Origin of the sequence: Allosediminivita pacifica, from assembly GCF_003054175.1 — a bacterium.
GTDB lineage: Bacteria > Pseudomonadota > Alphaproteobacteria > Rhodobacterales > Rhodobacteraceae > Allosediminivita > Allosediminivita pacifica.
On record NZ_QBKN01000023.1, the window covers coordinates 20,705 to 42,202 of the forward strand.

Below are 21,498 nucleotides of genomic sequence, written 5' to 3' on the forward strand. Positions count from 1 at the left end.
TGCACGACATTCCGGCGGATCGGGGGTCCAGTTCGGTTGCAGAGCACAAGCACAGCAACCTCTTCTCTGGCGCACTATTGAATCGCTTGCAGCCGCGACACAGGTTGCGAAACACTGCGCAGGACCCGACGGCGGTCGCTGCCGACGAACGGTACCGGGCTTCCGGTCGCCGCACGGACCTTGCAAGGAGCCCTCATGTCATTCGCGCCCGATGCATTCCGCCATCATCCCGGTCTCGCCGGCAAGATCCGCGACCCCGAGCAGAGCTTCTTCCGGGATCTCGATCTTGCCGCCATCGACGCGATCTGGGCCGAGGCGGGCAATCAGGACAACCCGCGCTACAGCGACGAGGTCCGAGAGGCGATGCGCCACGAGGCGCTTGCGCCATGGCAGGGCAAGGAGCTTTGGGTGTTTGCCTACGGCTCGCTCATGTGGGACCCGGCGGTTTACTTCGCCGAGGTGCGCCGGGCGCGCCTGCAGGGCTACCAGCGCAGTTTCTGCCTTGTCGACCGGTCCGGCGGACGCGGCACCGAAGGGGCGCCCGGGCTCATGGCCGCCCTCGACAACGGCCCGCACTGCGATGGGCTCGTGTTCCGCCTTTCCGCCGAAAACGCGGACCGCGAGTCCGAGATAATCTGGAGACGCGAGATGATGGCCCCGTGCTACAAGGCGGTCTTCGCCCCAGCCGAGACGGCACACGGCACGGTCGAAGCGCTTTGCTTCGTGGCCGACCCAGAAGCCGACATGATCGACACCCAGCTCAGCCACGAAGACAGGGTCCGCTTCCTCGCTACCGGGACAGGACGGCTTGGCACGAGCCGCGAATACCTCGAAAACGTCATCGAGGGCTGCCGCGAACTCCGCATTGAGGATCCCAGGCTCGACGCTCTGCTGGCCGAGGTCGATGCCTGGCCCGCGCGCACGCCCGCCGTTCCGCATCGGACACGGGCCAGCTGAGACAGCGGGCGGTTGTCACGACGAAGGGTCACAGGCTCATTCGCCCTTCCAGATCTCCCTTACCGCACGCGACAGGGTCTCGGACGTGAACGGCTTGGTCACCACCGGCACGGCCGGGAATCTGGCAAGCGTATCGGACTGGCTTCCATAGCCGCTCGCGAGGAAGAAGGGCACGTTCTTCGAGGAGAGCAGCTGCGCGATTGGCAGGCTCGTCTCCGAACCAAGATGCACGTCCAGTACCGCAAGCGAATGGTCATTGGCCTCGATGACCCGCATCGCCTCGGCCACGGTAGAGGCGGTGCGCACTGTTTCGACGCCCATGTCCTGAAGGATATCGGCTGCGTCCATGGCGATGATCATGTTGTCTTCCACGACCAGCACTGCGCCAGAGAGCATGGCGGCGGACTCTTCTACAGGGGCGTCGACCGGCTCTGCCGGCTCCGGGCCGGCCTCCTTGGCAGTCACGAAGCGCTCGGGCACCAGAAACTCCGCCCTCACTCCCGTCAGGTCGAAAGCCATCGAGGCGTGTCCCTTGAGCTCAAAAGGAATGGATTTCTCGATGATGGTGGTGCCGAACCCCCGGCGCTCGGGCGGCTGAACCGCAGGGCCGCCTGTCTCGCTCCAGGTGAACCTGAAGAACCCGTCGTCCTGTTTCTCCACCTGCAGGATCACCCCGCCATCCGCGGTAGACAGCGCCCCGTATTTCACCGAGTTGGTGACCAGTTCGTGGAAGACCAGCGCCATGGTCGAAAAGGCTTCGGGCGCAAGCATGACCGGCGCCCCGCGCATGTAAACACGGCTATTGCCGTCGCTCAGGTAGGCCTTCAGTTCCACCGCGATCAGATCGGAAAAGGCCACCGGGCTCCAATCTGTCTCGGTCAACTGGTCATGGGCCTTTGCCAGTGCCTGGATGCGACCGTCGACGGCGGTCGAGAACTCCTCGATCGTTCTAGACGACTTCTTGGACTGCGCGACAAGCGACCGGATGAGCCCAAGCACGTTGCGGACGCGGTGGTTCAACTCGGCGATCAGCAGTTCCTGCTGATCCTGTGCCCGCTGCCGTTCGACGTTCATCTCGTCCGAGAGCCTGAGAACCACCTCGAGCAGCGTGACCCGGATCGCCTCGGCCGAGCGAATTGCCGTCTGTGACCAGGCTGCGCTGCGGTTGGCCACATCTTCCTTCCAGACCTCGAAACTCTTGCGAGGGGTAAGACGGGCTCCGTAGCTGCCGACGTCGACCGGCTTGTGCGGATTGCCCGCCCAGGTGACCTGCTGCACGACCTCGGTCCGGAAAAGCACGATGTAATCCCGGGGCAACCTCGAAATCGGGATCGCGAGGATGCCTGCACTGGAATCCACCGCATGGGCGATCGACGGCAGCCGGGCCACAAGGTTGTCGGTCGCGTAGACCCGCGACGCCGCCGCCGTATTCAGGAACCGCACGATGGTCTGGAAGTCCTCCTCCGAAGGCGTGTTCCCGATGGTCACGTATTCGCCCGACAGATAGAGCCCGATCCCGTCGTAGGGAATGACCTTGCCGATCTCGCCGGCGATGCTGCGGAAACCGCTTGCAAGATCCGCCCCCGAACTCAGGCTCATCATCAGCTTGTCGTGAAGCTTCTGCGCCCGGCCCATGGTCTCCGAGATCTCGCGGGCTTCGCGACGCTCCAGCTCGTAGCCATAGAACTGAGCGAGAAGCTCAATCGCCGTCCTGCGCTCGTAGTCGACGTATAGCGGTTCGCGGTGATGGCAGGCAAAGAGCCCCCAGAGTTCGCCACGTATGATGATCGACACGGACATGGAGGCCCGAACCTTCATGTTGCGAAGGTACTCGAGATGGATCGGCGAAACGGCCCGTGTCACCGCCAGGGACAGATCCAGCGGGGCACCTTCCGGACTGTACTGCGGCTGGATCGGCGCGACCTCGTCGTCGACATCGGCGATCAGCCGCAGGTGGTTGCGCTTGTAGAGCTCGCGGGCCTGCCTCGGGATGTCGGATGCGGGAAAGTGCAAGCCAAGGTAGGTCTCGGTATCCGTGTCCTCCTTGGCCTCGGCGATCACCGTTCCGTCGCCCTCGGGGCCGAACTTGTAGACCATGACCCGATCGAACCCGGCGAGCTCGCGCAGCTGCTGCGCCGCAACCTGCGACACCTCGAGCAGATCCTTCTGCGCGGCGACCTTTCGCATCATCGGCGTCACGATGGCCATTTCATCGTGCTCGGCCCCCCGCGACTTCGCCTCGAACTCGAATATGAAGCTCAGGTTAGACTGGTGCGCACTCACATCGAACCGACGCCCATCCTCGAAAAGTTCGACACCGAACATCCGCATGACCGCATTTTCATGCGATGTCGCTCCGAGCTTCTGGCGCATCTTTTCGATGGATGCGGAGGGGAAGAACGCGTTCAACCGCATGCCGACCATCTCTTCGGCTGGAATGCCGAGGATCTGCCCGCAGTTCGTGGAGGCATGCTGAACGTTCCAGTCTGCCGAAATCGCGATCAAGGCCCCGAAGGACTGTACGTTTCCGAGGATATGAATGGGTTCACGGTCGCAGTTCGTGAGATCGACAGGGGTCTCGGTCGAAATGTAGGGATCGTTCATCTGGTCTCTTGGTCATGGGAGGGGAGTGCAGGGTCTGCCACCGAAAGGAAGATGTCGAAGACTCGGGCACTGTCGTTCAGGATGCGCTCACGCTGATCGCCTTCCGGCGGATCGGCGGCGATGCGGGCAAGGAAGCTCTTCCAGGATCGAAGGTCGGGTTCCGCCTGAAAGACCCCGGTCCGATCCGAAACGTGCAGAGATTTCCGGAGATAGGCGAGGCCGAGTTGCGACCCGAGAATAACATAGGCGACCGCGTCAGGATGAATGATATCATCCGGGGCATACTGCTCTTCGAGGTGGGCAGCAGCATCTTGATCAGTGGCCCGAGCCAGATAGTCTGTCGCCTCTGCGGCATTTCCACGGCACGCGGCAAGAACCCGTGCGTTGGCCCGATCGTGGATCCTCTGGAACTCTGAACGCCCGCCGGGGGTCGAAAGATCGATTGCGCCCATGCGTGCGTCAAGCCTCTGATGCCTCTCGGCCGTGGCCTGGCGCAATTGCGATCTGAAGTCGATCTGGGCGGCTGCCTTCGTGTTACATGCCATCTGGGAATTTGACTTACTGTAGTTATGTCCAGTTCACGCGATTGCAGCCGCGGCCTACATAGACGGTGACGGACTTTAAAATGCCGACACCGGCAAAATGTTCCAAGTAAAAAGCCACCACAACCCACGCAGTCATCCGCCATGTGCACGACCTCGGCTGCCTGCTGCGCGTGAGCAGACGTCTGCCGCACGAAGGAACCGGCCAAGAGACCGCCCTCCAGGCGGCAAGGCGCACTCGCTCACATCGCAAATCCCGTAGGGAACCCAACAGGTACAAGCCCGCGTTCACGTTCTGAGTTTAGCCTCCGGGCGCTCTACCACATCTTCATCTCGACCTCAGGAAACATGACGACAAAGACATCAGAACTCCTGTCTCTTGTCCTCGGGCGAAGGGACAGGCTTGAACCCGAAGAACGGACGGCCCTCAGTCGGCTCTCGGTCAGGACGCTCAAGTTTTCGCACGGCGATACGATCATTCCGGCCGGGCCGACGGCCGCGGAAAGTTGTCTTGTGGTTTCAGGCATGGCCCTCCGCGTCCAGTCAACCTGGGCCGGGCGCGATGTTGTCTCGGCAGTCCATGTCCCGGGAGATTTCGTGGACCTGCACGCCTTGGTTCTCGAACGACTCGACCATTCGGTGATCGCGCAAGGAGACTGCAAGGTCCAATTCGTTGATCAGCAGCAGCTACGGAAAATCACGAACGATTTTCCGCACCTCACTCGGCTCTTCTGGATGCTGACCCTGATTGACGCCAAGATCCATCGCGCTTGGCTCGCCGCCGCGGCGACACTGCGGACAAACGAGCGGATCGCGCATTTCCTCTGCGAACTCTACACGCGCTACGCGACCATCGGCTTCGTCAAGAACGGAAGCTTCGAGATGCCTCTTCAGCAAAAGGACATGGAACGGCTCTTTGGTTTCTCGCGATCTCACGTCAACCGGGCAGTACAGGAACTCCGGGCCCGAGGGCTGATCGACTGGTCCCGTGATCAGGTGACCGTCCACGATCTCGATAACCTGAAGATCTATGGCAAGTTCGACGCCGATTACTTGGAGATCGTCAGCGCGAGGAGATGACGGTTCCGGGCATCGACGGAGATCAAGCACGCCCTTCAGTCCGCCCCTGACGGCATGGCATCGACGGGCAAATCGTGTAGGCACTATTTTTGCCGCTCCAACCACGCCAACGAGACCACCTTGCGCTTCTGGACCACGATCACCCTGATCCTCGTTTCCTCTGCCGTCGGCCTCACTTACGAGATTGCCGCGGGCCGGGTGATGGCCCCCTTCTTCGGGACCTCCCTTCTGACCTGGACCGCTGTGATCGCAGCTGTTCTGGCGGGTTTCTCGCTGGGAAACGCCCTTGGCGGGTTGGCTGCCGAGGGGGATCGCAGGACCGCGATCTCGAAGGCCCGCAAGGCACTCGCCGGTACCGCGGCACTGATGGCGATCTCGCCTGCCGTCCTCGCGATACTCCACGGATCAGGCGCACAGGGGACAGGAGGCATGCTCTTTACCGTCGTCGTCGCATTCTTCCCGGCCTCGACGCTCATCAGCTTCCCCTCGCCGCTCTTGGCCAAGCTCGCTATCGAGGCACGCCCGGGCCGCGAGGGATCATCCCTCGGCTTCGTTCTCGCGGCAGGCTCGGTCGGTGCCATCGTCGGTGCGATCCTCGCGGGCTTTGTCACCCTGCCGCTGATCGGGTCCGCCGCAACCTTCGCGGCCTCTGGAGCAGCGGCCCTCCTCTGCATTCCCTTTGTGCGGGACACCGCGCCAATCGCCGAGGACGAAACCGTCCCAAAGACGGTGCACTCAGTCGCAGCCGTCGGCGCCGCCGCGCTTCTCTTGGCAGCGAGCCTGCTGATCGGCCCGGTCTGCCGATACGAATCCGGCATGTCCTGCCTTGACGTCGTCAGCCGGGGCACATCCGTCCATCTCTATGCGGACCGGACCGAGCAGGCGGCGGAACGCCAACCGTTGGACCCTGGCGACGACGCCCCGCGTCTTGTACTTCCCTACTCCGAATGGGTCTGGGACCGTATGGATCGCGACCTCGGCCCGGCACCTTCCGTGCTTTTCATCGGCGGAGGCGGATACACGCTTCCCACAAAACTGCTCGCCGCACGCCCCCAGGCCAGAGCCACGGTGGTCGAGATCGACCCGCTCGTGACGCAGGTCGTGCGACGGCACATGCCGAAGGCGGGCGAGATGATCGAAAGGACGGGATACGCCGCCGGACACGACGCCGTTTCGGGCGATGGGCGCCTCGGCATCGTCCATGAGGACGGCCGCGTCTACATCAACCAGACGCCGCGCCGCTTTGACGCCGTCGTGATGGATGCCTTTTCCTCGTCCTCCGTGCCGGCGCACCTCGCGACGCTCGAGACATACGAAAGACTGCGCGACATCGTCGACGGGCCGGTCTACGTGAACCTGATCGACGCTCCGGACGGTCGCCTTGCGCGCGGGCTGCACGCGATACTTGCGAGGCTATACCCTCACGTCGAGGCCGTGCAGGGCCCGGTGAGCGGACGCGGACGGGCGAACATCCTCTTGGCCGCCGCGCCCCAGGCACTCGCCCCACTGAACACCCTGCCCGAAGACTACGCGCCGACCCGCATCACGGCCGCCCGTGCATTCACGGACGACCGCGGCTGGGTCGGTCACCGGTAGAGCAGCACCGGGATCCGAACCGAACGGATCATCGCCGTCGTGGTCGACCCGATGATCAGGTTCCGAACCCGGCCGTGGCCGTAGGCCCCCATCACCAGCAGGTCGAAGCCCTCGTCCGCAACCACAGCCTCGAGCACCTCTTCGGGTTCACCAGACGCCGTGCGCGGCGATGCGGTGAGCCCCGCCTCACCCAGCTTTGTCACGGCCTCCTTGGCCGTGGCCTCTGCCCGCGCGGCGTCCTGCGAGACGCTCAGCACGCAGATCTCGAGATCCTTGAAGACCGCGCTGGCGGACATGCGGTCGATGGCGACCCGCGCGCTGTCGCTGCCGTCATAGGCGACCAGCACCTTCGAAATCGGGCTGAACGACCGCGAGGCCACGAAGACCGGAACTTTCGATGCGCGCACGATCCGCTCAAGATTCGACCCGAGGTGATCGGAGGCGAAATCGGCCCCCTCGCCCCGCTTGCCGATGGTGATCGCCCGGATGCTGCCCTCGAGCGTCTGGACAGCCTCCAGCAGGTCGCCTTTCCTCAGCCGGGGCGTCACCTCGGTCACGCCGTCGGCCTCGAGGATCTTCTGCGCATCTTCGAGGATGGCATGCCCGCGCGCCTGGGCAAGCTTGGCGCGCTGTTCGTCCATTGCCGAAAGCTCTTCAAGCAGTGCCGACCGCGCCCCGAGGCGCAGCGTGCCGGAGAGATCCGTGGCAGCGGCGCCTTCGCGACGGCCCAGCACGTGCATGGCCTCGACGCCGGCGCCAAGCTTGCCCGCGATCCAGGCAGTGTGATGGCAGACGCTTTCGGAATAGGCCGAGCCGTCCAGCAGGGTCAGTATCTTGTCCATGGTGTCCTCCCTCAGTGTCCCAGAAGCTCGTCCATCGCGCCGGGCTTGTCATGGATGGCAAGCTTGTCGACGAGCGTCTCGGACGCCTCGTTCATGCCGACCACTTCGACCTCGGCCCCCTCGCGGCGGAACTTGAGGATGGCCATGTCCAGCGCCTGGACCGAGCTGATGTCCCAGATATGGGCGCGGCTCACGTCGATGACGACCCGATCCAGTGCTTCACCGAAGTCAAAGGCATTGGCGAAATCCTCGGTCGATCCGTAGAACAACTGGCCCTCCAGGACATAGGTCCGCATGCGGCCGTCCGCAGAAAGCGTGGACGAGACCCGGAAGAGCTGGGCGATCTTGGCGGCAAAGAAGATGCCCGACAGCAGCACGCCGACCAGAACCCCGATGGCGAGGTTGTGGGTGTAGACCACGGTCACCACCGTCGCGATCATCACGATGGAGGACGAGCGCGGATGCACCCGCAGATCCTTGATCGAGGACCAGGAGAAGGTCCCGATCGACACCATGATCATGATCGCCACCAGCGCCGGCATCGGGATGCGCGCCACGAGGTCGCCGAGCCCCACAACGAGGATCAGCAGCACTGTCCCGGCGGTAAAGGCTGACAGGCGCCCTCGTCCGCCGGACTTTACGTTGATGATCGACTGACCGATCATGGCGCAGCCCGCCATACCGCCGATGAAACCGGTGCAGCTGTTCGCAATACCCTGGCCGATGCACTCCTGATTGCGGTCCGATTTGGTGTCGGTCAGGTCGTCGACGATGTTTGCGGTCATCAGGCTTTCCAGCAGCCCGACGACGGCCACGGCCGCCGAGTAGGGGAAGATGATGACCAGCGTCTCGAAAGTCAGCGGAATGTCGGGGATCATGAAGACAGGAAGGGTATCGGGCAGCTCGCCCATGTCGCCCACCGTCCGCACATCCCAGCCCATCGTCACGACAAGGATCGTCAGCACGATAATGGTGACCAGTGGTGAAGGTACCGCCGTGGTCAAGCGCGGGAACAGGTAAATGATGGCCAGCCCCGCCGCTACAAGCGCATAGGTCAACCACGTCACGCCCGCATTGGCCGGGTTCAGCTCGGGCAACTGCGCCATGAAGATCAGGATCGCCAGCGCGTTCACGAAACCGGTCATAACCGATTTCGACACATAGCGCATGAAGCGCCCGAGCTTCAGAAGCCCCGCTCCGATCTGGAGTAGGCCCGCCAGGACAGTGGCCGCGAGCAGGTATTCCAGCCCGTAGTCACGCACCAGCGTCACCATCAGCACGGCGGTGGCCGCCGTCGCGGCCGAGATCATGCCGGGACGCCCCCCGGTGAACGAGATTAGCACGGCAATCGAGAACGAAGCGTAGAGCCCGATCTTGGGGTCAACGCCTGCGATAATGGAAAAAGCGATTGCCTCGGGGATCAACGCCAGCGCGACGACGATCCCGGCGAGCAGGTCGCCGCGGATGTTGCCGAACCACTGCTGGCGGTATTCGGAAAGAGATATCATGTGCATAGTCCAATACCCTCTGTCGGGGTCGCCCTGCGAAAGACGCTCCGGCAATTCAGTTTGGGCTTCTTGCTGGTGTTATCCGGCGGATCAGCGGCCGGAAGAGCCACCCGGGTTTTCACCGGGTCCTTGCGGTATCATCGGCGCATAGACCCGATTTCATCATGAAGCTCAAGGCCCGCACACGCCGGTAGGGCAACTCCGGCCCAAGGAACTCTCCACGGGACGTGTCGTTGAGCAAAAGGCAAGCGCAAAGCGCAGCAAACGCCCCACCGAAAGCCGACACGACAGCGGCACTCGCCGCATTTCGCTGAAAGGATCTTCCGATGAAGGACCATCTCGACGCCATGCTTCCGCCCGCCGAGTACATTACCGACGCCTACAGGGGCGCGGACAAGCTCAGGGGCAGGCGCGTCCTGATCACCGGCGGCGACAGTGGCATCGGACGGGCCGTCGCGCTGCACATGGCACGCGAAGGCGCAAAGGTGGCGATCCTCTACCACACGGACGAGGACAGTGCCCGGGAAACGCGCGAGGGGATCGAGGCCGAAGGCGCCGAAGCGCTCGTTCTGCAGGGCGACACCGGCAGCAGCGAAAGCTGCGCCGAAAGTGTCGAGGCAGTGGTCACCGCGTGAGGCGGCATCGACGTGCTGGTGAACAACGCCGGCCTGCAGGAAGCCTATGCAAGCCAGGCCGACATCAGCGACGCCGACTGGCAGAAGCACTTCGATGTCAACATGAACGGCATTTTCTACACCACGCGCGCCGCACTTGAGCACATGGGCGAAGGCGGATGCATCATCAACACGACCTCGGTCAACGCCTACCTCGGCAACGACGCGCTGGTGCCCTACACCGCCACCAAGGGGGCCATAGTGGGATATACCCGCGCCCTTGCGCTTGAACTCCTCGACCGCGGCATTCGTGTGAACCAGGTGGCCCCCGGTCCGATCTCGACCGAAATCCAGCTGATCTTCAAGGACTACGACGAGGAAATGCTGAAGAACATGGCCTCGCCGATGGGCCGCATGGGCCAACCGCGGGAGTTGGGTCCGGCCTACGTCTTCCTTGCCTGCCAGGACAGCAGCTTCATCACCGGACAGACCATCCACGTGAACGGCGGGATGATCACCAACGGATAGCCCGGATCAAGGCAAGGCCCCGCAAACCTGCGCGCTCAGGCGTCCCGCCCCCCGACATCAGCGGTGGCGTCCTGCGCCGCCGCGCATCGCGACAAAGTCCTATCCCTACGGCTCTCCCAAGGCAACGCAGGGCATCAGGCGACACGCTCTTTGTCCGGAATCAACTCCGACGGATCAATTCCACGCTTTTCGGCACTGGCCCGCACGGCCGAGCGCAGGGCGGCGCTGCGCTTGAGCAGCCGCCTGAAACGCTCCTCGTCGAGGATCAGCAGTGTCGTGGGCGCGATGGCACGGACATTCGCGCGACGTGCACGCTCCATCAGGATGGCCATCTGCCCGAACATTTCCCCGCGTCCCAGACGCCAGCTCTGACCGGCGCTTTCCAGTTCGACGGCGCCAGACGCAATGAGGAACACGCTTCTGGCGGTGCTGTCCTTTCGCAGGATCGTCTCGCCCGCGTCAACGTATCTGGTCTTCAAGGACCGGCCAAGCCGTCGCAAAGCCCCGTCATCGAGATCGGCAAACAGCGAGAACTGCCGCAGAAAGGCGGTTCGTTGCACCGCCACGTCGAGGTGCGCGCGTTCCTCCATGGCGGCCCGACGCGTCGCCAGTTCCTGCATCAGCGCAGTATGGACCTCGGCCCCGATCAGGCCGTCCTCGCGCATGGCGACATATTCCCGCTCTTCCATCCGAAGCGCCGTTCGGCGAATGAAGCGCCGCTCCAGTTCTTCCGCGTAGCCGGGATACTGAAGCCTCAGCCCCTGCAGCGCCGTTTCGATTGCCTCGACTCTCCTTGAGAGAAGCTCGTGAAGAAGCTCGGCCACCCGGCGTCCGTGGATCCGTCGGATGCGCCCATCGATAAAGGCCCCCATGTCGCGCAGGATCAGTCGCTTCGACAGCAGCAACTCGAACCGGTCCGCCGTCAGGCGGGCAAGCGGCCGGGACTGTCCGAAGCGGCTGTGCAGCTGCACCGCGGCGCGGAACGCCCGATTGTAGGCGACACTGCGCCGGGCCGCGCGCTGGTAGCCGTTGCGCCCCTGCGACCGCGCGCCCTCAATCAGCCTGTCGGCATCCGAGATGACGCGCTCGGCCATGCGCGCCGAAATCGTCCGCTCCCGCACACGCTCGAGGATCGTCTCGCGTTCGTGCCCGGCCAAGGCGATCAGGCCCAGCGCGATGCGATCACGGTCCAGGATCTTCGCGTCTTCCGCCTCGCTCACCACGCTGTCCAGCCGCTCGCCAAAGCGCTTGGCCTCGGACCGGACGATCTCGTGGTTGAGTTCGTAGTTCTCCGTCGTCCGCTTCACGTCCTCGCGCACGGTCTGGAGCGCGACGGCGACCACCTGCCTCGAAAGCGCCAGGTCGATAGGCGACAACCGGTCGAGCCCCAGCCGTTTGATCACCCAGCGCAGTGTCGTGCCCTGCACCAGAAGCGTGAACAGGGTGAACCCCGTCGCCAAGATGCCGACCAACCGCTGGATGTCATCGGGAACTCGGACGCTCTCGGTCACGGCCAGCGCCAACGCGAGTGTCACCGCACCGCGCAGCCCGCCCCAGAGGATCGCGACCCGGAAAGGCCGCTCCACCGAAGGCGACAGTCTGAGCAGCGTCAAGACAGGCATCAGTCCGAAGACGATCACCGCCCGCGCGACGACTGCCGCAAGGATCACCACGCCCACCAGAAGGAAATCGGCGAGACGTGTCTCAGACAGAAGCTTGGGGATCAGCAGGGCGGCTAGAATAAAGATCAGCGCCCCCGCCCAGTGGGCGAGGACTTCCCAGATTTCGCGCAGCTTGGCCCAGGATTGCGGCGGCAGGCGGCTGGGCGCGGTCAGGTTAAGCGTCAATCCCGCCGAGACGACCGCGATCACGCCTGAAGCGCCAACACCGCGTTCGGCCACGATGTAGGCAAGGTAAGGCAACGCCACCGAGATCGAGACCTGGGCCAGCTCGTGCCGGCTGACGAGCGTCATCATCCAGACTGCGATGCGCGCCGCGACCCAGCCCGTCAGCGCGCCCCCGGCGATCAGCACCGGAAAGCGGACCAGCGCCTCGCTAAGTTCGGGGTCAGGTATGCCGAGCATCACGAAGCCCATGAACAGGCCGAACAGCGCGATCGCCGCGGCGTCGTTCAGCAGGCTCTCGCCCTCGATGATACGCGCGAGCCGCCGCGGGGCAGAGATCGACCGGAAGATCGAGACCACGGCCGAAGGGTCGGTTGTCGATACAATGGCCCCGATCAACAGACAGGCCACCAGCGGCAGCGGGCTGACCCACGCAAGCGCGTAGCCGACGCTGAGCGTCGCCACGACAACGGCCACCACAGCCAGCACCAGAATCGGCACCCAGTCATCCAGCATCCGCCGCAGGTTCATGCCGAGCGTTGCCTGAAACAGCAGCGTCGGCAGGAAGACATAAAGGAAGACATTGGACCTGATCGGCAGTTCCACAATCGCCTCGGCGACGGGATTGAGCGCATCCGTCAGTTCCGTTCGCAGCAGGAACGTCGCCCCGGCCCCGATCAGCGTGCCGAACACCGCGAGGATCACGCTGTAGGGCAGACGCAGACGCGCGGCGAAAGGCTCGGCCACGCCGATTACGAGAAACAGGGAAGCGACGACGGTGGTGACCAGGATAATGTCCATGCTACGGAAATAGCAGAAGAATCCAGACACGCACCGGTCTTTTGCGGCTGGCGCCCCAAAAGCGAATATCCGCTTCACCCGGTGGCTCGACATCCGTCAGTTTGGCGAGGTTCGAGGCTTCCTAACCGGCAGCCGCTCTTGAAAGCCAAGACCTTGCAGCTGCGACGAAACCGGTCCGGGCAAACGCAACCAAAGGACAGTTGCCCGAGATAAAGGCTCGTTGCGACGACACGCGCCGAACATTCGTGAGAAGTCTCAGAGGTCCCTGCGGGTCGGTCGCGGCTGTGACGCTTACCCGGTGCGCCGTTCGCACCTGCCAGGGCAGGAACAAAAACCGAGGGGCCTCCGTGCCTCCGGCAAGGTACCGATCAATCAGTTCCGGCCCCGGCGCTGCGGGCATGCCCGCCATCTCTCTCCGCGCGGTTATGGCGACCGATCGGGATCATCATCGGCGTATCGGATACCGGGTCCCTGATGATACGCGTACGAAGACTGAACACCTCCGCCACTGTCTCTTCAGTGAGAATGTCCCCCTGGGTACCCGCCGCGTGGATCTTGTCCGTCGCCAAGGCGACGATTCTGTCCACATACCGTGCAGCGAGGTTCAAATCATGCAGCACCATCACCACCCTCGTGCCGTGTTCGCGGTTGAGGTCGGTGAGCAGATCCAGCACCTCGATCGGGTGGTCGATTTCGTCGTTGAAGGACAGCATCCTCTGGCAGGTCGGTCTACGGCTGGACCGCACCCGCAACGGCCGCTCAGCCCGCGGCGGGGTCATATGTGCGGAACGACATAGTCTGGAACGATTCCCGAACGTGTGATCGCTTCCTCGACATTGAGGCCCGCGAGAGCACCATGGCCGGTCACGAGCGCCGTAGCAAAGCCCATGTGCCGTCCTCCGAGGATATCGGTGTGAAGTGTATCGCCCACCATCAGCACCCGCGCTGGATCCACTTGGTGCCGCCCCAGGGCAAGCTCGTAGATCCCGCGGAACGGCTTGCCGAAGAACCGCGGCCTCACATCAGCCTTGTCGAAAAGGCGATGGGCGAAATGGCCCGGTTCCTGCGACAGCCCGTCCTCACGCGGCGCCACGAGGTCCGGGTTGCCGACCAGTACCGGACGCGGGCGATCCCGAAGCGAAGCCTCCAATAGGACTTGCCGGGTTTCGGTCCACCCGTCCGAACCGATAAGGAGGAACCCCTCGGCCCGGTCATATGCTTCCCTAGCGTCGCCAAGCCATGTGAAGTCGAAGCTATTCAGCTCCTCGTCATACGGATCGGGTGTCAACATCACGCCCCAACTCCGCCACGGCTGATAAGCGAGCTGCTCGAGCAGCGCTTCGCGGCTGGTGACAACCTCCTCCGGCGTGAAGTCGAACCCAAGCCGGGCATAGCGCTGCATCATCCGCCGCTTAGGATACCCGGCCGAGTTCGAGACGACCATCACCGCCTTTCCCAGCGCTCTGAGTGCCGAAATGCGCCCCGCCGCACCCTGAATCGGCGATTCACCAACATTCAGCACCCCGTAGGCATCTAGCAGGATCAGGTCGAAGCCGTCGGCGACATCGCCGAGGTTCCGGGCCGCTTGCCAGCCTGCGGGGAACACTGCATCGGGGAGCCGCGGGCGGACCTCGAGATAGGCCTCGAAGGCGCGGACCGGGTCCATCGTTGTCAGCACGCTCACAGAATGCGACGCCTCAGGAAGGCCGAGACCACCTCGCCCAGGATGACCAGCACGAGTATCGCAAGAAGGACCGTCGCCGCCTCGGGCCAGTTGAAAGTGTCGATAGCGCCCTGGAGGATGATACCGATGCCGCCCGCACCCACGAGGCCCAGAACAGTGGACTCCCGCAGGTTGATGTCCCAGCGCAGGATCGCGACGGCCCAGAAGGTCGGCATGACCTGCGGCACGATGGCGTACGCGATGACCTTGAAGCGCGATGCGCCGGTGGCCTCGAGCGCCTCGACCGGGCGCTTGTCGATCTCTTCGATGGCCTCACCCAGCAACTTGCCAATAAAGCCGATGGAGCGGAACATGATCGCGATGATGCCCGCAACCACGCCGGGGCCGAAGATCGCGACGAACAGGAGTGCCCAGATGATCGTGTTGACCGACCGCGATGTGACGAGGATCAGTCGCCCCAGCCAGAGCGTCGCCCGGTTGGGCGTGGTGTTCTGCGCGGCGAGATAGGCCACAGGCAGGGACATCAGAACGGCAAAGGCGGTGGCGAAGGTGGCAATGTTCACCGTTTCCCACAACACCCGGAGGATCGTGGCGAGGTTGGTTGCGTCGGGCGGATACATCCGCTCGAAAAGGTCGCCCATCTGACTGGGTGCATCCCAGACCCAGGCCCAGATCACCTCGATCGAGGTGATCGACCAGGCGATGGCCCCGCCACAGATCGCGAAGATCGCGAAACGCTGCCATTTTTGTTTCGGCGTGAAGCGGCTCCAGTCCTCGCGGCCGAACTGTTCGGAAATACTGCTCATCCGATTCGCTTCCTGATCTGTCCGCTGATCCCTTCCGAGATCAGGATGACACCGACGATCACGATGGTGATGGCCAAGGCAAAGTCATAGTCGTAACGGCCGAAGGCATTGGCGAGCGTCGCGCCGATACCACCAGCCCCCACGATGCCGACCACGGCCGAGGCCCGCAAATTGCTGTCGAGCTGGTAGATGGTCAGACCGATCTGGCGCGGCATGATCTGCGGGAAGATGGCGTAGACCACAGTAGAAAAGAATGGAGCGCCGGCGGCGCGCATTGCCTCGACCTGGCCGAAGTCGATCTCCTCGATCCGCTCGGCCAACATCTTGGCGACAAAGCCGATGGAATAGACAATCAGCGTCAGAACGCCCGCGAATGGGCCGAACCCCACCGCCTTGACGAAGATGATCGCGACGATCACCGGATGGAAGCTGCGCGCCACGATGATGACGAAACGCCCCAAGTAGTAGATCGGTAGCGGCGCCACGTTCCGCGCCGCCATGAAGGAGATCGGGATCGACAGCAACACGCCGCCGGCGGTGGCGAGGATGGCGATCTTCAGGCTCTCGAGGAAACCATCGATAAGCAGCCCGCTGCGCTCGAAGCTCGGGGGAAAAGCCCCGCCGAAGATGCGCTGCGCGCGGCCGAACCCGTCGGCGACGCGACCCCAGTCGATTGGCATGGTCGCGCCCACCCAGAGGAAATAGGCCAGCACACCGAGGTAGACCGCCCAGCGGATCCCCGGGTTCCCGATGAAGGGCGGTTTGCGCCAGGTATAGGGCGTCTCGCTCATGACGCCTTCCTCAGGTCTTCGCTCCGATCTGCGTGCGGGCTTCCCGAGTAGATATGGTCCATCGCCTCTTGGTCGAGGCTCGTCGGCTTGTCGTCGAAGATGATGCGGCCATAGCGCATCCCCACGATCCGGTCGGTGTATTCCTTTGCCTCGGCCACGTTATGGATGTTGATGAGCACGGGCAGCTTCAGCTCCCCAGCGAGGTCGCGCAGCAGCCCCATGATCTGCTCCGATGTTTTGGGATCGAGCGAAGCGGTAGGTTCGTCCGCCAGCAGGATCTCGGGGTTCTGCATAAGCGCACGAACCACGCCGACGCGTTGACGCTCGCCACCCGACAGCTGGTCAGCGCGCGTATTGGCGTAATGAGCGATGCCGACCCGTTCCATCAGCTCGTAGGCGCGACGGATATCCTCCTTGGGGTAGCGGCGCATGATCGCCGCCCAGGTTGAGATGTATCCGAGGCGTCCGGACTGCACGTTCTCCATCACGGTCAGCCGGTCGACGAGGTTGAAGCCTTGGAAGACCATGCCGATCTTGCGCCGGGCCGCACGCAGGTTACGGCCGCGCAGTCTGGTCAGCTCGATGCCGTTGAGCTCGATCGAGCCCGAAGTCGGTTCCACCAGCCGGTTGATGCACCGCAGGAGAGTCGATTTGCCCGCCCCTGACGAGCCGATGATCGAAACGACGCTTTCACCCTCGATCGTCAGGTCGAGGTTCTTCAGGACCGCGTCGCCGCCGCCGTAGCGTTTGACGAGGCCGGTTATCTTCAGCATGAGATGCTCCTCTGCCGGACCGGCGCCCCGTGGCGCCAGTCCGTGCCAAGCCAATTACTCCGCGGCGAGTCCCTCGGGCGTGTACTGCACACCGTTCGCGCTCTGGATCTGCCGGATCACCGCCCACTGCTCCTCGTAGGTGATGGGAACGAACTTGGAGACGCCGGTGAACTCTTCGCCGAGGGCCGTACCCTCGAAGTCAAAGCTGAAGAAGGCTTCCTCGATGCTCTCCTTAAGCTCGGGCGCGAGATCGTGCGCGTAGGCATAAGAGGTGGTCGGGAACGGGTCGCTCTCCCACACGATCCGAACCTCCTCGGGGTCGTATAGGCCGCGTTCGGCCATGCGCTCGACCACCTCGGAGGCGACAGGCGCCGCGTCGTAGTCACCGGCCACGACACCCAGCATCGATTGGTCGTGGCTGCCCGAGTAGTTCACTTCGTAATCTTCGCCCGGCACGACGCCGAGATCGGGGAACAAGGCGCGCGGCGCCTGGTTGCCGGAGTTCGAAGTTGGCGAAGTATGCGCGATGCGCTTGCCCGCGAGATCCGGCATTTCCTGGATATCGCTGTCTACCTGCGTGTAGACCTGCAGAGTGTAGCCGAAGCGCCCGTCATCCGCGCCCATGATCGCAAACGGCACCGCGCCCGCGAGGTTCACCGCGAAGGGTGTTGGCCCCGTCGAAAAACCCGCAATGTGCAGACGCCCGGAGCGCATCGCCTCGACCTCGGCCGAGTTCGATTGAACGGCAAAGAACTGCACGTCCTTGCCCGTGGCCTCTTCAAGGTGGTCGATGAAGGGCGTCCAGATATCCTCATAGATCGCCGGGTCCTCGACCGGCGTGTAGGCAAAGACAAGCGTCTCAGGATTGCGCAGTTCGCCCTCGTCCTCCGGTGCGTCGGCGACGAGATCACCGTCGGCGTCGCAATACTGCGCGTCGAGCGCGCCGCGGTTCTCGCATTCCCCCTGCGCGAATGACGCGCCGGCCGTCAGCATGAGCGCGGCAAGCGCCGTCGCCCCGAAGATCATGTCCTTGGGCATCTTTGGTCTCCTCCCATGTCAGTCCTCGCGCCGCCTCCACGACGCATTGCAAGAATGACAGCACCAAATTCTGCGATATGCAACATAATTGGTTCCGAAATCTGCGATTTGCCGATATCCTTCGACCGGTATCAGATGCGAAGCAAGGATCATGGTTGAGGCGCTGCACCCCAAGCGACTGAAGAAAGCGGAACGCCGGCAGCAGATCCTGCTCGAGCTCCGGCTGAAGCCCCATGTCCGGGTGAGCGAGCTTGCTTCCCAGTTCAGTGTGACCACCGAAACCATCCGCCGCGACATGGAGCAACTGAGCCGCGAGGGACTGCTGCGGCGGGCCCACGGCGGTGCCTCGCCCGCCGCGCCGGGCGTGCACCGCGACATGGACGAGCGTCGGCTTGAACGCGTCGCGGAACGCGAACGACTCGGCCGTTTTGCCGCGAGCTTGATCACGGACGGGGCCACGATCATGATCGACTCCGGCACCACGACGATGGAACTGGCCCGCGCGCTCGCCTTCGCCGAACGTCGTGTCACCGCAATCACCAACTCGCTCCAGGTCGCCATGATGCTGGGCCAGAGCCCCGTCGCACGCGTCCTGCTCGCCCCCGGCACCTACATTCGGGAGGAGGCCGCGACCGTTGGGCCCGAGGCTTGCGAGTATCTCTCGGGCTATAACGTGGACGCCTGCTTTCTCGGAGCCGCAGGCCTGGACGAGGCCGGCGCCACCGAAGCCGTCGAAGGCTTCGACGCGATCAAGCGCGCCATGATGCGCCAGAGCACAATGCGCCACTTTCTCATCGACAGTAGCAAGTTCGGTCGCACCTATCTGTCACGCGTCGCGCGTTGCGACGAGATCGGCGCCCTGGTGACCGACTCAGCGCCGACGGGCGCTCTGGCCCGCGCGCTCGGGGCCGAAACGCGGGTTCTCGTGCCGTCCGATCGGCCCCTGCCCGACGGCACGCACTAGGTAAGGCTTGGATGACCCGTCTCTGGGCCATCCACTATCGGCGCCTCATCAATCCGGGTGTGCGAGCTTGACCAGACCATCCACCTCCACCGGGAGCCCGGTCTGGAAGGACCGGTTTGCCGCAATGCCGGTCAGGATCGACATGGCACCGTCGCGGTGACTGGCCGCGTAGGCTTCGCCCGAGTTCGAGTGCCCGAATATGTCCGCCAGCATGCGGTTATCTCCACCACCGTGGCCGCCTTCCACCGTGTCAACCGGCACGACACGCGGCGTCCCGTGCAGCGGGAAATGATAAAGCTGGATGCCTTCGGCTGCTCCCTCGTCATCCTTGTCGCCGCCACCGTTGATGTAGGAGGTTTCACGCACCATCAGTTCGATGCGCCCGCCGGACCCGTTGAAGCTGACATTGAATCCCTCCCAGGGCGCGTAGGCGTTGAGCGAGTAGGTCAGCACCGCGCGGTTCCTGTAGCGCACCATGACCTGCATTGTGTCCTCGATGCTGATCCCGTCGCCAAAGACGTTCTGGTCCCGCTGGTAGCCGTCCTCGTGTTCGGCGTCCCAGTAAAGCGCCTTCTGGACAGGACTCTCGGTCAGGTCCAGGGCGAAGGGATCATTCTTCGCGGCCTCCGCCCCCGTGGTTCGGGTGTAGGGCGTGAAAAGCCCCCGTTCCTCGGCGTTGGCACGGCCGTAGAAGCGCAAATCCCCCATCCCGAAGACCGTTTCCGGCCGGCTGCCCAGCCAGAAGTTCACCAGGTCGAAATGGTGGGTCGACTTGTGCACCATCAGCCCCCCGCTGTTGCGCTTGTCGCGATGCCAGCGACGGAAGTAGTCGGCGCCGTGCTTGGTATCCAGCAGCCACTCGAAATGCACCGAGAAGACCTCGCCAATCTCGCCTGCGGAAATGAGTTCATGCACGGCGGAGTTGTGCGGCGCGTAGCGGTAGTTGAAGGTCACACGTACGTCGCGTCCCGTCCGCTCCACCGCATCTAGGATCTGCTGACACTTGTCAGCATCGGTGGTCATCGGCTTTTCGGTGATCACATCGCGCCCGGCCTCAAGCGCGGCGATGATATAGCTGTGGTGGGTTCGATCGATCGACGTGACGATGACAGTCTCCGCCCCGGTCTCGTCGAGCATCCTCTGGAAGTCCTCTGCCTTGTAGGTGGGCAGCCGGCTCAGTCCGAACTCTTCTTCCAGAACCTTGTTGGTGTAGGTCATGCGGGTCTGGTTGGTGTCGCACAGCGCGACCAGCTCAGCGCTGTCGCTGTAGTCCTTGGCAATGGCCTCGTAGAACATCCGGCACCGCGAACCGGTCCCCACGAGCGCGTATTTCTTGCGCATTTCAGTCTCCTGCTATCTTCGGTCCGCGCCGGTTCGACGGGACGAGTTGATCTGCCCGGAACCTGCTGGGATCCGGCCTGACACTTGGAATTTCGGAACCGCTTCAGCCGCGGATCGCGCGGCCCTCCCCGTCGAAGAAATGGCAATCAGCGGGGTCGATCCGCAGCGTAACGACGTCCCCGGTGCGACAGGTGTGCTGCCCGGGAAGCACGACCGTGAGCGGTTCGTGGCCAAACTGCGGGCGAACGTGCAACACCGTGCTGCCGCCAAGGTGTTCGACCAGGTCGACCTGCGCCTCGCCAAGGGTCTGTCCCGGCCCCTCCCCGATACCGATGTGTTCGGGCCGGATGCCGAGCGTCAGGTCCTCACCCGGCGCGACCTGGAGCGGTCGGTTCACCTCGATCCGATGCCGGTCGAGTGTGACAGCCCCGCCATCCGCGACCCTGACCGGTGCAAAGTTCATCTTCGGCGATCCAAGGAACCCCGCGACGAACTGGTTGGCCGGCTCATTGTAGAGTTCCAGCGGCGAGCCGGCCTGCATTACCTTCCCGCCGCGCAGCACGACGATCTGGTCGGCCATGGTCATGGCCTCGACCTGGTCGTGGGTGACGTAGATCATCGTGTTGCCCAGCCGCTCGTGCAGCTTCGTGATCTCGACGCGCATCTGCACACGCAGCTCCGCATCGAGGTTCGAAAGCGGCTCGTCGAAGAGGAAGATCTTCGGGTCCCGCACGATGGAACGACCGATGGCCACGCGCTGGCGCTGGCCACCCGAAAGCGCCTTGGGCTTGCGATGGAGGTAGTCGGTGATCTGCAGGGTGGCGGCCGCGTCATTGACGCGCTGCTGGATTTCCTTGCGCTTGTAGCCCGCGGTCTCCAGCCCGAAGGCCAGGTTCTTGTAGACGCTCATGTGCGGGTAGAGCGCGTAGGACTGGAAGACCATCGCGATACCGCGCCGAGCCGCCGCCACATCGTTCATGCGCGCACCGTCGATCATCAGGTCGCCTCCCGAAATGCTCTCGAGCCCGGCGATCATCCGCAGCAGCGTGGACTTGCCGCAGCCCGAAGGACCCACGAAGACCGTGAAGGCGCCGGGCTTGATGTCGAGGTCGATGCCCCGGATCACGTCGTGCGCGCCGTAACGCTTCTCGACGCTGTTGAGTTGGATAGTAGTTGCCATGCGTC

17 protein-coding genes, 1 pseudogene and 1 other annotated feature are annotated in these 21,498 nt (G+C 63.7%); of the genes and pseudogenes, 5 read left to right on the forward strand and 13 right to left on the reverse strand.

Going from position 1 to position 21,498, the window contains the following annotated elements; genetic code table 11:
- Positions 1-195 precede the first annotated feature (195 nt).
- Positions 196-957 carry a gamma-glutamylcyclotransferase gene (locus C8N44_RS16535; RefSeq protein WP_107977891.1) on the forward strand — a complete coding sequence of 254 codons (762 nt, stop codon included), beginning with the start codon at positions 196-198 and terminating at the stop codon, positions 955-957.
- Between the two features lie 36 nt (positions 958-993).
- On the opposite strand, the gene C8N44_RS16540 is transcribed toward C8N44_RS16535, so the two are convergent.
- Entirely contained in the window at positions 994-3,561 is a 2,568-nt protein-coding gene (locus tag C8N44_RS16540; protein ID WP_107977892.1) for an HWE histidine kinase domain-containing protein, read from the reverse strand.
- Positions 3,558-4,013 (reverse strand): heme oxygenase-like domain-containing protein, encoded by a 456-nt coding sequence (locus C8N44_RS16545; protein ID WP_146178855.1) that lies wholly within the window; start codon positions 4,011-4,013, stop codon positions 3,558-3,560. Before C8N44_RS16545 ends, C8N44_RS16540 begins: the two co-directional genes overlap by 4 nt.
- 438 nt (positions 4,014-4,451) lie before the next feature.
- On the opposite strand from C8N44_RS16545, the gene C8N44_RS16550 reads away from it, so the two are divergent.
- Together C8N44_RS16550 and C8N44_RS16555 are read left to right on the forward strand one after the other, a co-directional pair.
- A complete protein-coding gene (locus tag C8N44_RS16550) occupies positions 4,452-5,183 on the forward strand; it encodes a Crp/Fnr family transcriptional regulator (protein ID WP_107977894.1) in 732 nt (243 codons plus the stop codon).
- Between the two features lie 120 nt (positions 5,184-5,303).
- Positions 5,304-6,779, forward strand: coding sequence for a fused MFS/spermidine synthase (locus C8N44_RS16555; RefSeq protein WP_244641112.1), 1,476 nt, complete (start codon positions 5,304-5,306; stop codon positions 6,777-6,779).
- Here C8N44_RS16555 and C8N44_RS16560 read toward each other — a convergent pair.
- On the reverse strand, positions 6,770-7,621 hold the full coding sequence (locus C8N44_RS16560) for a universal stress protein (RefSeq protein WP_107977896.1): 852 nt from the start codon (positions 7,619-7,621) through the stop codon (positions 6,770-6,772). The genes C8N44_RS16555 and C8N44_RS16560 overlap by 10 nt on opposite strands.
- Positions 7,622-7,632: 11 nt before the next feature.
- The gene (locus C8N44_RS16565; protein ID WP_107977942.1) at positions 7,633-9,129 is read right to left on the reverse strand and encodes a SulP family inorganic anion transporter; all 1,497 of its coding nucleotides are present in this window, start codon (positions 9,127-9,129) and stop codon (positions 7,633-7,635) included.
- Between the two features lie 76 nt (positions 9,130-9,205).
- Positions 9,206-9,261: a sequence feature (sul1 is cis-regulatory element that is thought to sense ions involved in sulfur or methionine metabolism; They are found in Alphaproteobacteria), on the reverse strand.
- Positions 9,262-9,476: 215 nt separating this feature from the next.
- On the opposite strand from C8N44_RS16565, the pseudogene C8N44_RS16570 reads away from it, so the two are divergent.
- Positions 9,477-10,271 (forward strand): annotated as a pseudogene (locus C8N44_RS16570) (SDR family oxidoreductase).
- Positions 10,272-10,405: 134 nt separating this feature from the next.
- Here the strand turns inward: C8N44_RS16570 and C8N44_RS16575 are convergent.
- From C8N44_RS16575 to phnD, 7 genes are all read right to left on the reverse strand, one after another.
- Entirely contained in the window at positions 10,406-12,916 is a 2,511-nt protein-coding gene (locus tag C8N44_RS16575) for a cation:proton antiporter (protein ID WP_107977943.1), read from the reverse strand.
- A 368-nt stretch (positions 12,917-13,284) separates the two neighbouring features.
- Positions 13,285-13,629, reverse strand: coding sequence for an ATP-binding cassette domain-containing protein (locus tag C8N44_RS16580; protein WP_107977897.1), 345 nt, complete (start codon positions 13,627-13,629; stop codon positions 13,285-13,287).
- A gap of 62 nt (positions 13,630-13,691) precedes the next feature.
- Positions 13,692-14,582, reverse strand: coding sequence for an HAD-IIA family hydrolase (locus C8N44_RS16585; protein ID WP_107977944.1), 891 nt, complete (start codon positions 14,580-14,582; stop codon positions 13,692-13,694).
- Between the two features lie 14 nt (positions 14,583-14,596).
- Complete coding sequence (phnE, locus tag C8N44_RS16590) at positions 14,597-15,406, reverse strand: phosphonate ABC transporter, permease protein PhnE (RefSeq protein ID WP_107977898.1); 810 nt, start codon at positions 15,404-15,406, stop codon at positions 14,597-14,599.
- Complete coding sequence (gene phnE / locus C8N44_RS16595; protein WP_107977899.1) at positions 15,403-16,197, reverse strand: phosphonate ABC transporter, permease protein PhnE; 795 nt, start codon at positions 16,195-16,197, stop codon at positions 15,403-15,405. The genes phnE (C8N44_RS16590) and phnE (C8N44_RS16595) overlap by 4 nt, the downstream gene beginning before the upstream one ends.
- On the reverse strand, positions 16,194-16,970 hold the full coding sequence (phnC, locus tag C8N44_RS16600; protein WP_107977900.1) for a phosphonate ABC transporter ATP-binding protein: 777 nt from the start codon (positions 16,968-16,970) through the stop codon (positions 16,194-16,196). The genes phnE (C8N44_RS16595) and phnC overlap by 4 nt, the downstream gene beginning before the upstream one ends.
- A 54-nt stretch (positions 16,971-17,024) precedes the next feature.
- Positions 17,025-18,008: a phosphate/phosphite/phosphonate ABC transporter substrate-binding protein gene (gene phnD, locus C8N44_RS16605; RefSeq protein WP_107977901.1), complete on the reverse strand. Its 984-nt coding sequence runs from the start codon at positions 18,006-18,008 to the stop codon at positions 17,025-17,027.
- Between the two features lie 151 nt (positions 18,009-18,159).
- Here phnD and C8N44_RS16610 point away from each other — a divergent pair, with 151 nt between their 5' ends.
- Positions 18,160-18,972, forward strand: a complete 813-nt coding sequence (locus C8N44_RS16610; RefSeq protein ID WP_107977902.1) for a DeoR/GlpR family DNA-binding transcription regulator — start codon at positions 18,160-18,162, stop codon at positions 18,970-18,972.
- A 48-nt stretch (positions 18,973-19,020) separates the two neighbouring features.
- Here C8N44_RS16610 and C8N44_RS16615 read toward each other — a convergent pair whose 3' ends face one another.
- Both C8N44_RS16615 and C8N44_RS16620 read right to left on the reverse strand, forming a co-directional pair.
- On the reverse strand, positions 19,021-20,313 hold the full coding sequence (locus tag C8N44_RS16615) for a Gfo/Idh/MocA family oxidoreductase (RefSeq protein WP_107977903.1): 1,293 nt from the start codon (positions 20,311-20,313) through the stop codon (positions 19,021-19,023).
- A 103-nt stretch (positions 20,314-20,416) separates the two neighbouring features.
- Entirely contained in the window at positions 20,417-21,493 is a 1,077-nt protein-coding gene (locus tag C8N44_RS16620; protein WP_107977904.1) for an ABC transporter ATP-binding protein, read from the reverse strand.
- Positions 21,494-21,498: the final 5 nt, after the last annotated feature.